This window comes from Streptosporangium sp. NPDC002607 (genome assembly GCF_053592655.1).
Genome location: NZ_JBSFWD010000024.1, coordinates 137,884 through 149,475, shown reverse-complemented (window position 1 = coordinate 149,475; position 11,592 = coordinate 137,884). Strand labels below are relative to the sequence as shown.

The following is an 11,592-nucleotide window of genomic DNA, read 5'->3' as shown; positions in this document are numbered from 1 at the left end:
TGAACCGGCCCCCCCACATCGACGAGCCTCGCCCCTGTCACAGGGGCGAGGCTCTTCGATGTGGCCGGAGTGCCGGTCAGCTCGCCTGGTCGTTGATGAGCAGGCAGTCGACCGCGGCGACTCCCTCTCCCTCGGGCAGCACCAGCAGCGGGTTCACCTCGGCGGCGGCCAGGCCGGGCAGCGAGGCCGCCATCTCGGAGAACCGCACCGCCGCCTGGACCAACGTGGCACGGTCGTAGGCCGGTCCGCTCCGGTAGCCCGCGAGCAGCCTGCCGAGCACGCTCGCGTCGAGGAGCTCCTCGACGTCCCGCGCGGTGACGGGCACCGGGCGGGACGCCGCCTGGCCCATGAGCTCGGCGAGGATCCCGCCGGGGGCGATGGAGAGCACGAGCCCGACCTGCGGGTCGTCGACGACCCCCATCAGGCACTCCAGCTTCTCTCCGGCCACCATCCGCTGCACGAGGATCCCGGTGATCCGTGCCCCGGGCAGGTGGCTCTCGACAGAGGCGAGCATCGCCCTGGCGGCGGTCTCGGCCTCTTCGGGGGTGGTGATGCCGAGGACGACGCCCCCCGCCTCGGTCTTGTGCGCGATGTCGGGAGACTCGACCTTGAGCACCACGGGGGTGCCGACGCGCTCGACCAGGGCCGCGACCTCGTCCACGCCCGCCGCGACGCCGAAGGGCGCGACCGGAACGCCGGCGGACACCAGCGCCTCCATCGCGTCGGCGCCGGAGGCGACGGCATGCGGCGAGGGCCAGCTGTCGAGCCTTTCGACCTCGGGCCGCGCGGCGAGGGTGAACCGCGGCCAGTCGAGCCACGAGGTGAGCGCGTGCACGCCGGGACGCAGCCCCATCACGATCGGCACACCGGCCGCCGACAGCGTGGTGTGGATGACCGGGTCGAGCGGCCCCGCGGTCATGGTCAGCAGCACCACCGGTGTCTCGACGTCGCGGGCGACCTCGGCCAGGATCTCCGCCTGCCTGCGATAGAGCGCCTCCTGGCCGGGGCCGGAGAGGCCGACGTTCATCGCGAACACCACCGCGCCGATCTGCGGCTGGTCGGCGACCAGCCGCAGGGAACGGAGCAGGAGCGTCGGGTCCTCAACGGCGGAGCCGGTGACGTCGAGCGGGTTGTTGACCGCGGCGAAGCCGGGCAGCAGCTCGGCCAGCAGGTCGGCGGCGGCGGGGTCGAACGCGGGCAGCGAGAGGCCGGAGGCCTCCGCGGCGTCGGCCATCAGCCCGCTCGCGCCCCCGGAGATCGACAGCACGCCGACACCGGTGGCCGCCGAACTCCCGCGACGCAGGTGTGAGAAGAGCAGTACCGTCTCGCGGAACTCGTCGAGGTCGGAGACGCGGATGGCCCCGACCGAGGCGAGCAGGCCGTCGAGCGCCGCGGCGCCACCGGAGATGGCGCCGGTGTGGGCCATGGCGGCCTGACGGCCGAGGTCGGATCGGCCGCTCGAGACGACGACGACCGCCTTGCCCCTCTCGCGGGCCAGGCGGCAGGCCGCGGCGAACTTCGGAGCGTCCCGCAGCCCTTCGAGGAAGACGCCGATCACCTCGGTCGACTCGTCCTCGGCGTACCAGGCCAGGTAGTCCGAGACCGTCGCCGACACCTCGTTGCCGGTGGTGATGAGCGCGGAGGCCGCGAGCCCCCGGCCCATCGCGGAGTCGGTGACGGCATGCGAGAGCGCGCCGGACTGCAGGATCAGCGCGACGTTGCCCGGGGGCAGCGGGTCGACGATCCGCCCGGAGTACGCCGCCGCGCCGCTCGCCAGGTCCGCGGTTCCGTAGCAGTTGGGGCCGCAGGCCACCATGTCGTACTTCTCAAGCAGGCGGCGGAGTTCCGCGGCGCGCTCGGAGCCGACGCTTCCCTCCCCGAAGCCGCTGCCGATCAGCACCACCGCGCGGACGCCGTGCTCGCCGGCGTCCCTGACGGCCGCCAGCGCGGAGTCGGCGCCCACCGCGACGACGACGAGGTCGACGCCGTCGGGAAGCTCGCGCACGGAGGGGACGCACGGAACGCCGAGCACGTCGGCGTACTTGGGGTTGACGACGTGCAGTGCGCCCTCGAAACCGAACCTCTGCAGGTTCTCGAGGACCCGGGTGCCCCGGTTGTGTCGTGGTGAGGCGCCCACCACCGCGATGGAACGCGGGCGCAGGAGCGGTTGGAGGTTGCGGAAGCCCGAATCAGGCACGGTTTGTCACCATCCGGTCGCGGAGACGGACGTTGGCTTGCGAGAGAACTTCCCTGGAGGGCGGATCGGGAGATTTAAGTGATTCTCACCACAAGCCGACGACTCTGCCCCTGGTATCAGTAACATAAGGGGACGAATTTGATCCAGTGGTTTACCTACTGAACCACTTGCTTAGTGTAGCAAGGGCCAAACCGCCCCGGGAGACGCCATGACAGTCAACGATGGCCAAGGCGACATCGTTCTTGATATCCGGAACCTGCGCACCCGGATCGAAACCCTGAGAGGCGTCGTCCACCCCGTCAACGACGTCTCCTTGCAGTGCTTCCGCGGTCGTACTCTCGCGGTGGTTGGCGAGTCCGGATCCGGAAAAAGCATGACATTTCTATCCGTGCTCGGGCTACTGCCGCCCGGCGGGTCGATCGAGTCCGGGGCGGTGAGCTACCTCGGCCAGGAGCACACCATCGATGGTAAGAACCGGCTGAGCCGGCTGCGCGGCAAGTCGATCGGGATGATCTTCCAGGACGCCCTCGCCGGTCTCAACCCCTCCTTCACCATCGGGCAGCAGATCGGTGACGTGGTGCGCCACCACGAGAAGACCTCCCGCGCCGAGGCCAGGCGGCGGGCGATCGAGACCCTCGGGCTGGTCGGCATCCCGAACCCCCGCGAGCGCGTCGACTACTACCCGCACCAGCTCTCCGGGGGAATGCGCCAGCGGGTGATGATCGCGATGGGGGTCGCGCTCCGGCCCCAGGTGCTCGTCGCCGACGAGCCGACCACGGCGCTCGATGTCACGGTCCAGGCCCAGATCATGGAGTTGCTGGACGGGCTCCGCCGGGAGCTCGGCATGTCGCTCGTGATCATCACTCACGACCTCGGTGTCGTCGCGCGCTACGCCGAGGAGGTCGCGGTGATGTACGGTGGCCGCGTCGTCGAGCACGGCAGTGTCCGTCAGGTGCTCAAGAACACGGTTCATCCGTACACCGAGGCGCTACTCCGTTCCAGCCCGCGGCCCGACGCCCACGTCGCGGAGCTCGACCCGATCCCCGGCCAGCCCCCGAACCTGCTGGCTGTCCCCACCGGCTGCAGTTTCCACCCGCGCTGTCACCGTCGCGACGGCCGCGAGGTCTGCGCGGTGGACATCCCGCACCTGCGCGCGCTGACCCCGACCAGCCAGTTGACCGCCTGCCATCACGCCGAGGAGATGGCCCTGCAGGATGTGAGTGTGTGATGGCCGCTGAGATCGCGGAGCCCGCGGACGGTCCGGGTCCCTTCGTCGCCGGACCCGACGCCGTGCTGCGGGTGGAGAAGCTCTCCAAGCACTTCGGGAAGAAGAAGCGGTTCGGCGGCCCGTCCAAGGTCGTCAGGGCGGTGGACGAGGTCTCCTTCGACCTCGCCCGTGGCGAGACCCTCGGTCTGGTCGGCGAGTCCGGGTGTGGCAAGACGACGCTGAGCCGGATGATCCTGCGGCTGATCGAGCCCACCGGCGGCCGGGTGCTCCTGGACGGCGAGGACGTCACCAAGCTGGCGGGGCGCAGGCTCCGCGAGTTCCACCAGCGGGTCCAGGTGGTCTTCCAGGACCCGTACGCGTCGTTGGACCCGCGCCAGCGGGTGGCGGCCAGCGTCGCCGAACCGCTCACCAACTCCAGCATGTCCAAGCAGGAGAAGCTCGACACGGTGCACGGGATGCTGGAGCGGATGGGCCTCCAGCGCGCCCAGGCCAAGCTGTTCCCGCACCAGTTCTCCGGCGGTCAGCGCCAGCGCATCGGCATCGCCCGCGCGCTCTCGGTCACCCCCCAGGTGCTGCTCCTCGACGAACCGGTGTCGGCGCTGGACGTCTCGATCCAGGCGCAGGTCCTCAAGCTCCTGCAGGACCTGCGTGAGGAGTACGGCCTCAGCTACATCCTCATCTCGCACGACCTCTCCGTCGTACGGCACGTGAGCGACCGGGTCATGGTGATGTACCTGGGGCGGATCGTGGAGATCGCCGCCAAGGACGACATCTACACCTCGCCGCACCATCCGTACACCGCCTCGCTGCTGTCGGCGGCGCCGGTGCCCGACCCCGATGTGGAGCGCGCCCGCGAGCGCATCCAGCTGCCGGGTGACCCGCCGAACCCGGCGAACCCGCCCTCGGGGTGCGCCTTCCACCAGCGCTGCTTCCACGCCGAGCTGCTCGCCCAGAAGCTCCCCGCCGACGAGGTCCACGAGCTGGACGGCGGGCGTAAGGTCCCCCGTACCTGCGTCCGGCAGGCACCGGCCCTGACGCTCAAGGCCGACGACGAGCACTGGTCGGCCTGCCACTTCCCGCTGGAGCGGGAGCAGGCCGCCGCGATCATCGCCTGAGTCTCCGTTCCTGAACACGTCCGCACTCCCGATCGGTGAACCTCTCCCGGTCGGGGTGTGAACGTGCCCCGGAGGCGCCGCAGGCGGTCCTCCCCGGATACAAGAAGTTAATCGTCGCCCCGTTGACAGTGCCGCTGTCGACCCGTTGAATGAACCGCAGATTCACTCAGTGAACCGCCACCACCATGGGAAGTCATGAACGCACAACAGCCAGCACGTAGCAGGGTCGTCATCATCGGTGGCGGCATCGTTGGGACAAGTGTCGCCTTTCACCTGGCCAAACTGGGTCTGACCGATGTCGTCCTGGTTGAGCAGGGCAGCCTGTCGTGTGGCACCACGTGGCACGCCGCCGGGCTGGTGGGCCAGCTGCGCGCGACGAACGAGATGACCAAGCTGATCAAGTACTCCACCGAGCTCTACGCGACGCTGGAGGAGGAGACCGGGCTCGGCACCGGCTGGAAGCAGTCGGGCAGCCTCTCGGTCGCCCGCTCGGCCGAACGGATGACCTCGCTGAAGCGGACCGCGGCGACCGCGCAGGCGTTCGGCGTCGAGGCGCACGTGATCAGCCCCGCCGAGGCCGGTGAGAAGTGGCCGATGATGCGGACCGACGACCTGGTCGGCGCGGTCTGGCTGCCCGGCGACGGCAAGGCCAACCCCACCGACATGACGCAGGCCCTCGCCCGCGGCGCCCGTAACCGGGGTGCGAAGGTGCTGGAGAACACCAAGGTCATCGGGATCGACGTGGTCGACGGCCGGGTCACCGGGGTGCGCACCGAGGCCGGCACGATCGAGTGCGAGATCCTCGTCAACTGCGCCGGCCAGTGGGCGGCGCAGGTCGGGGCGATGGCCGGGACGACCGTCCCGCTGCACTCGGTCGAGCACTTCTACGTGGTCACCGAATGGATGGAGGGCATCACCAGCGACCTGCCGGTGATGCGCGACCAGGACGGCTACATCTACTTCAAGGAAGAGGTCGGCGGCCTGGTGATGGGCGGGTTCGAACCCGACGCCAAGCCGTGGGTCGGCCCGCACGACATTCCCGACCCGTTCGTCTTCCAGCTGCTCGACGAGGACTGGGAGCAGTTCGCCGTCCTGATGGAGAACGCGATCATCCGCGTCCCCGCACTGGAGACCACCGGGATCAAGAAGTTCTACAACGGGCCGGAGAGCTTCACCCCCGACAACAACTTCATCATGGGGCAGACCCCCGAGATCCCCAACATGTACGTGCTCGCCGGGTTCAACTCCACCGGAATCGCCTCGGCGGGCGGCGCGGGCCTGGCCCTGGCCGAGTGGATCATCGAAGGCGAGTGCACCCGCGACCTCTGGCCGGTCGACGTACGGCGCTTCGCGAAGTTCAACGGCAACGAGACCTGGCTGCGGGAGCGGACCAAGGAGACGCTGGGCCTGCACTACGCGATCCCCTGGCCCAACCGCGAGCTGGAGACCGGCCGGCCGCTGCGCCGTTCCCCCGTCCACCACCTGCTGGAGGCCGCGGGCGCGGTCATGGGCAGCAGGATGGGCTGGGAACGGCCGAACTGGTTCGCCCCCGAGGGGGTGTCCAAGGAGGTGGAGTACTCCTTCGGACACCAGAACTGGCGCCCGCAGGTCAACGCGGAGGTCGAGGGGACCCGCAACGGGGTGGCGCTGCTCGACCAGACGGCGTTCTCGAAGTTCCTCATCAAGGGGCCCGACGCCGAGGAGACGCTCCAGTACCTGTGCACCGCCAACATGGCGGTCAGGCCGGGCACCACCGTCTACACCGGCATCCTCAACGACCGCGGCGGCTACGAGTCCGACGTGACGATCACCAGGCTCGCCCGCGACGAGTACCTGCTGGTGACCGGCTCGGCGCAGACCACCCGTGACCACCACTTCATCACCACCAACCTGCCCGCGGGCTGCCGGACCCAGGTCGTCGATGTGACCTCGTCGTACGCGGTGCTCGGGATCATGGGACCGAAGTCTCGCGAACTGCTCAACCGGCTCACCAAGGCGGACCTGTCGAGCGAGCGGTTCCCCTTCTACACCAGCCAGGAGATCGAGCTGGGGCCGGTGCCCTGCCGCGCCACCCGCGTCAGCTACGTCGGTGAGCTGGGCTGGGAGCTCTACATCCCCACCGAGTACACGGTGACCGCCTACGAACACCTCACCGACGCCGGTGCGGACCTGGGCCTCCTGCCGATCGGCCACTACGCGATCGACGCGATGCGCATCGAGAAGGGCTACCGGGCATGGGGCCGCGAGCTCACGCCCGACCGGACACCGGTCGAGGCCGGCATGTCGTTCGCGTGCAAGCTCAACACCGACATCGCGTTCCGCGGACGTGAGGCCGTCGAGAAGCAGAAGCAGCACGGCGTCACCAGCCGCATGGTGTCGGTGACCGTCGACGACGCCGGAACGGCGCTGTGGGGAGGCGAGCTCATCCTCCGCAACGGCGAGCCGGCCGGGTTCGTCAGCTCGGCGGCCTACGGGCCGACGGTGGGCAAGGGCGTGGGGCTGGCGTACATCGAGCGCGAGCACGCCCTCGTCGACGCCGAGTACATCAACGCGGGCACCTACCAGCTCGACGTGGCCGGGGACCTCCTGACGGCGAACGTGAGCCTGCGCGCCCCCTTCGACCCGGCCGGTTCGAGGCTGAAGGCATGAGCCAGGAAGAGACGCACATGGAAAGCGGCAAGAAGTCCATCGTCATAACGCTGTCGTGCACCGACCGGCCCGGTATCGTCCACGCCGTCATCGACTTCTTCTTCCGGCACGACTGCGACATCGCGGAGAGCCAGCAGTTCGGCGACCCGGACTCGGGACTGTTCTTCATGCGGGTCCACCTGCGGACCGGGCAGGCCACGCCGCCGGTCGCGGAGTTGGAGAACGGGTTCGGCACGGTGGCCGAACGGTTCCAGATGCACTACAAACTCCACGACCTCAGCGTCAGGCCGCGGCTGCTGCTCATGGTCTCCAAGTTCGACCACTGCCTCAACGACCTGCTGTATCGCTGGCGGTCCGGGCAGTTGCCGGTCGAGATTCCGGCCATCGTGTCGAACCACCCCGACCTCGCGCCGCTCGCCGAATGGCACGGGATCCCGTTCCATCACGTGCCGGTCACCAAGGAGACCAAGCCCGCCGCCGAGCAGCGGCTTCTCGAACTGGTCGAGGAGCACCGGATCGACCTGGTGGTGCTGGCCCGGTACATGCAGATCCTCTCCGAGGACCTGTGCAAGGAACTGGACGGGAGGGCGATCAACATCCACCACTCGTTCCTGCCGAGCTTCAAGGGGGCCAACCCCTACCGCCAGGCGCACGAGCGCGGTGTCAAGCTGGTCGGCGCGACCGCGCACTACGTGACCTCGGACCTCGACGAGGGCCCGATCATCGAGCAGGACGTCGCCCGGGTCGACCACTCGGCGTCGGTGGAGGACCTGGTCGCGCTGGGCAGGGAGACCGAGTGCCGCACCCTGGCCAGGGCCGTCCAGTGGCATGTGCAGCAGCGGGTGCTGCTCAACGGTCACCGTACGGTCGTCTTCACCTGACCGTCGCCGGGGTGCACCGGAACCCGGTCGGCGAAACCCAGGTCGGGGTCCCAGGGTAGGGAGACGTGGCCGCCGGGAGTGCGGACGCTCAGCCGTCCGCCGGACCGGGCGACCTCGGGGTCGCCGGCGCCGGGCACGATCAGGGTGAGCACCGACTCGGCGGGCGGGGACAGGACCGTCGTCGCCTCGGCCTGCCTGAGGTAGCCGAGGGCGATCGTCTCGGTCCGCACGGCCTGCCCGCCGAGCGGCCGGCCCGAGGGCATCGCGAGTTGGAGCAGCGTCACCCGCCACTCCCCGTCGGCCAGGACCACCTGGCCGTCACGGTTGGAGACCACCGTGAGCGAGGGGGCGAAGTGCCACAGGTTGCGCAGCGCCGACCCCGCCGGGACCGAGTCCAGCACGGCCATCAGGTCGGCGCCGTGGCCGACCAGGACCGACCGCGTACGGCTGACGCCGTACGCGGTGTCGGTGAACCGGTAGCACTGCCGCGCCGGGGCGACGGACGAGCTCACCAGGCGCGTCGCCGTCCCCTCGCGGAGGTCCGCGTCCACCACGACGGGCACGTTGTGCGCCTCGGGGGAGATGGTCCACCTCCGGTAGCCGGTCCGCTCGTAGGAGTGGAAACCCGCCTCCACCAGGATGTCCCGGCCGTGGGCGTGGTAGGTGACGCCCAGATGGTCCTCGTGACCGTGCAGCCGGCGGCCGGTACCGAACCTGATCGAGTAGAAGGCCGACTCCGGGTCGTCCCATGCGGTCCTGCCGAAGACGTAACCGTCGTCGAACACCTGCACGGTGTCCTTCCCGTGCCGGAAACCGCTCGGGCGCGTGTCGGCCGGGCTGTCGCCGATCGGCACCAGGCGGCCGTCGGGCTGGGTGGCATGGCTGATGTAGGTCTCCAGCGAGTCGCGCCGCGCGACGAGCCCTGCGGGGACCTCGGCCCCGGACGCCCTGATCGCCTCGATCGCGGTGCCCAGCCGCCGGTGGACGTATATCCCGTACCTCGGAGCCTGCTCGTGCAGCACGCCCTGCGCGTCGATGGCGAGTTCCGCCGAGTCGGTCATCCGCCGGACGGCCAGGTCCTTCCACCGCTCCTGGCCGAGACGGCAGCCGACCGTCAGCAGCGCGATGTCCTGGTCCAGGCCGTGGTTGTGACCCCGCCGGTAGAGCGCGGGGTCGGACAGGATCTCGGCGTGCTCGACCAGGCTCTTCGACAGCCAGTCGTCGCGCACGTGCGCGCTGAGGCAGACCAGGACCGGGGCGCGTAGCGCGACCGGGTGCTCGGCCCAGGCCCAGGGACTGATACCGGTCGCGCCACGGGGATTGGCGCGTGCCCAGTCCTCGGCGATCCGGGTGGCGCGGTCGAGGTACTCCGCCTCGCCGGAGCGCTCGTACTCGGCGATCAGCCCTCCCATCCACCGCAGCGCGTGCAGGTTCAGCGTCCAGGAGCGGTTCCGGTGCGGGTCGATCCGCCAGTCGATGTCGGTGCCCAGGTCGACGGGGGGCAGGCCGACGAGCCTGACCCGGCCCGCCATGACCTCGGACACCTTGATCGCGGGAAACCGGTCGGCGGGGCAGATGACCGGTCCTTCGCTCGTCGCCAGGGAGGGCGCTCCGGGACGATTCCTGATCAGGTCGAGCGCCGTACGGGCATGCCAAAACAAGCGATTGCTCCAAAGGATGTCTCGGACGGCCCACGCGCGCACTCGTGAAGGCACTACGAGGGCGAACGGGTCGTCAGCGTGAAGGCGTGGTTCCCCCCGGCAACCCGGGCGGGCTAGGGAAGTTCGGGAACGGCGGGCCGCTCATCGGTCCAGCCCGCCTCCAGGACCAGCTCGACCTGTTCACCCCTGACCCCCGGCCGGCCGGCGACCGTGGAGGAGAGCACCTGGGAGCTGTCCGGATCGATGATCAGTGTCCGCTGCACGGCCGCGCCGTTCCGCGCCCCGGGAGGCTGAACGGTGAAGGCGAACCCGGCTCCCGCCCGGCCCCGCTCGTCCGTGGCGCTGCCCAGATACCGGATGTTCGGCAGCTCGGCCAGCGCACGGTAGGCGGCCGCGCGCACGTCCGGCGGCGACGGCTTGCTCCACAGCAGGCCGCTGAGCGCGTCCGCGACGACACCGTCGATGGTGCCGGCCGGAACGTCGCTCACCGCCTCGGTGACCCAGTCCCGCAACGCGGCGGGGGTGACCGGGAGCCTCTGGAGCTGCTCGAAGGTCATCTCATGACCGGCCATGCTGAAGGGCACCCTGCCGGTGATGGCCCTGAGCTCGCCCTTCTCCGGCGAGGTGGAGAGCACCTCCCCCTGGCTCGACCACTCGGTGGGGGAGCCGTCGCGACGCCAGGCCTCCTCGTCGGCCGCGCTTCCCGGGCGCGCCCCCAGCGCCCGGGAGGCGGACCAGACCCGGCCGTCCCTGGCGACCCACTGCTCGGTGAGCCGTGACTCCACCACCCAGTAACGGTTCGCCCCCCTGCCCAGCTGCTCCGGGTACGTCTGCCGGTGCAGTTTCCTGACGCGCCAGTAGGCGTTCGCCGACGCGGGGTCCGACTCGGCGGTGGTCGCCGCCGCGAGCAGGACCGATCGCCCGGAGATCGTCGCGACCCGGTTCGGCGCCTCCGCCTCCCCGGTCATGCCGGGAACCACGATCGCCATCGCCACGGCGGCGGCCGCGAGGCCGGCCACGGCCGCGGTCCATGACAGCCGCCACCGTCGCCTCCTGGGCTCGTCGGTCAGCAACCCGCGCACCCTGGCCTTGAGGAGCGGATCGAGCCGCGGCTCGCCGTACAGCTCGCGGACCGTCTTCAGCTCATCCACGATCGGCCTCCTCGGACTCCAGCATCGGGTTGGTCTCGCCCAGCGTGGCGCGCAGCTTCTTCCTGGCCCGGTTCAGCCGTGACCCGACCGTCCCGTACGGGATGCCCAGGGCGGTGGCGATCTCCTCGTGGCTCAACCCGGCCAGGGCGACGAGGAGCAGGACGTCGCGATCTCGCTGGTGGAGCCCGGCCAGGGCCGCCGCGAGACTCGGCCGCAGGCTTTCCGCGCTGACCCGCACGGCGACGTGCTCCTCGTGCCCCGGGGTGTCCGGGTCGGGGCCGTGGCGCCCGAGTGCGCGCAACGTTCGCACCTCGACGCGGCGGTGCCTGCCGATGAGGTTGGTGGCGATGCCGTACAGCCAGGCCCGCACGCCGGCCCGCGACGGGTCGTACTGCGCCCGCTTGCGGAACGCGGTGAGGAACGTCTCCGCGACGATGTCCTCCGCGGCGTCGGCGCCGAGCCGCTGGGCGACGTAGCGGTGGATCTCGCCGAAGTAGGTGTCGAAGATCGCGCTGAACCGCTCGGACTCGTCGAGGGAGAGCCGGACGACCTGGGCGTCCTCCGCCGGATGGGCGGCCCAGGACATCGCGGTCACGATGGTCTTCCCGTCATGTGCAATCCTTCGAACGCGAACGGCGGTCCCTCTCTATCGCCCGATCCGCCGATTCGCTTTCACGGTCCGGATCCGCGCATCGCGCCCAGCGCGGTGA

8 protein-coding genes are annotated in these 11,592 nt (G+C 70.2%); 4 read left to right on the top strand and 4 right to left on the bottom strand.

The window, feature by feature from the left end:
* Window positions 1-76: 76 nt before the first annotated feature.
* Window positions 77-2,197, bottom strand: a complete 2,121-nt coding sequence (locus ACWD3H_RS26130; protein WP_451956864.1) for an acetate--CoA ligase family protein — start codon at window positions 2,195-2,197, stop codon at window positions 77-79.
* Between the two features lie 208 nt (window positions 2,198-2,405).
* Between ACWD3H_RS26130 and ACWD3H_RS26125 the strand changes: the two genes are divergently transcribed.
* The 4 genes from ACWD3H_RS26125 to purU all read left to right on the top strand — a co-directional run bounded on the left by ACWD3H_RS26125 (window position 2,406) and on the right by purU (window position 8,070).
* On the top strand, window positions 2,406-3,425 hold the full coding sequence (locus ACWD3H_RS26125; protein WP_451956863.1) for an ABC transporter ATP-binding protein: 1,020 nt from the start codon (window positions 2,406-2,408) through the stop codon (window positions 3,423-3,425).
* The gene (locus ACWD3H_RS26120; protein WP_451956862.1) at window positions 3,425-4,540 is read left to right on the top strand and encodes an ABC transporter ATP-binding protein; all 1,116 of its coding nucleotides are present in this window, start codon (window positions 3,425-3,427) and stop codon (window positions 4,538-4,540) included. Before ACWD3H_RS26125 ends, ACWD3H_RS26120 begins: the two co-directional genes overlap by 1 nt.
* A 195-nt stretch (window positions 4,541-4,735) precedes the next feature.
* Window positions 4,736-7,189 carry a GcvT family protein gene (locus tag ACWD3H_RS26115; RefSeq protein ID WP_451956861.1) on the top strand — a complete coding sequence of 818 codons (2,454 nt, stop codon included), beginning with the start codon at window positions 4,736-4,738 and terminating at the stop codon, window positions 7,187-7,189.
* A complete protein-coding gene (gene purU, locus ACWD3H_RS26110) occupies window positions 7,186-8,070 on the top strand; it encodes a formyltetrahydrofolate deformylase (RefSeq protein ID WP_451956860.1) in 885 nt (294 codons plus the stop codon). Before ACWD3H_RS26115 ends, purU begins: the two co-directional genes overlap by 4 nt.
* Here purU and ACWD3H_RS26105 read toward each other — a convergent pair.
* From ACWD3H_RS26105 to ACWD3H_RS26095, 3 genes are all read right to left on the bottom strand, one after another.
* Entirely contained in the window at window positions 8,046-9,731 is a 1,686-nt protein-coding gene (locus ACWD3H_RS26105) for a heparinase II/III family protein (RefSeq protein WP_451956859.1), read from the bottom strand. The two genes, purU and ACWD3H_RS26105, sit on opposite strands and share 25 nt — an antisense overlap.
* Before the next feature lie 113 nt (window positions 9,732-9,844).
* On the bottom strand, window positions 9,845-10,882 hold the full coding sequence (locus ACWD3H_RS26100; RefSeq protein ID WP_451956858.1) for a CU044_5270 family protein: 1,038 nt from the start codon (window positions 10,880-10,882) through the stop codon (window positions 9,845-9,847).
* A complete protein-coding gene (locus tag ACWD3H_RS26095) occupies window positions 10,875-11,468 on the bottom strand; it encodes an RNA polymerase sigma factor (RefSeq protein ID WP_350956737.1) in 594 nt (197 codons plus the stop codon). The genes ACWD3H_RS26100 and ACWD3H_RS26095 overlap by 8 nt, the downstream gene beginning before the upstream one ends.
* Between the last annotated feature and the right edge of the window lie 124 nt (window positions 11,469-11,592).

Bases quoted from the DNA above. Each gene is read 5' to 3' on its own strand.
- ACWD3H_RS26125 (WP_451956863.1), top strand. From the start codon at position 2,406: ATGACAGTCAACGATGGCCAAGGCGACATCGTTCTTGATATCCGGAAC.
- ACWD3H_RS26120 (WP_451956862.1), top strand. From the start codon at position 3,425: ATGGCCGCTGAGATCGCGGAGCCCGCGGACGGTCCGGGTCCCTTCGTC.
- ACWD3H_RS26115 (WP_451956861.1), top strand. From the start codon at position 4,736: ATGAACGCACAACAGCCAGCACGTAGCAGGGTCGTCATCATCGGTGGC.
- purU (WP_451956860.1), top strand. From the start codon at position 7,186: ATGAGCCAGGAAGAGACGCACATGGAAAGCGGCAAGAAGTCCATCGTC.
- ACWD3H_RS26095 (WP_350956737.1), bottom strand. From the start codon at position 11,468: ATGTCCTGGGCCGCCCATCCGGCGGAGGACGCCCAGGTCGTCCGGCTC.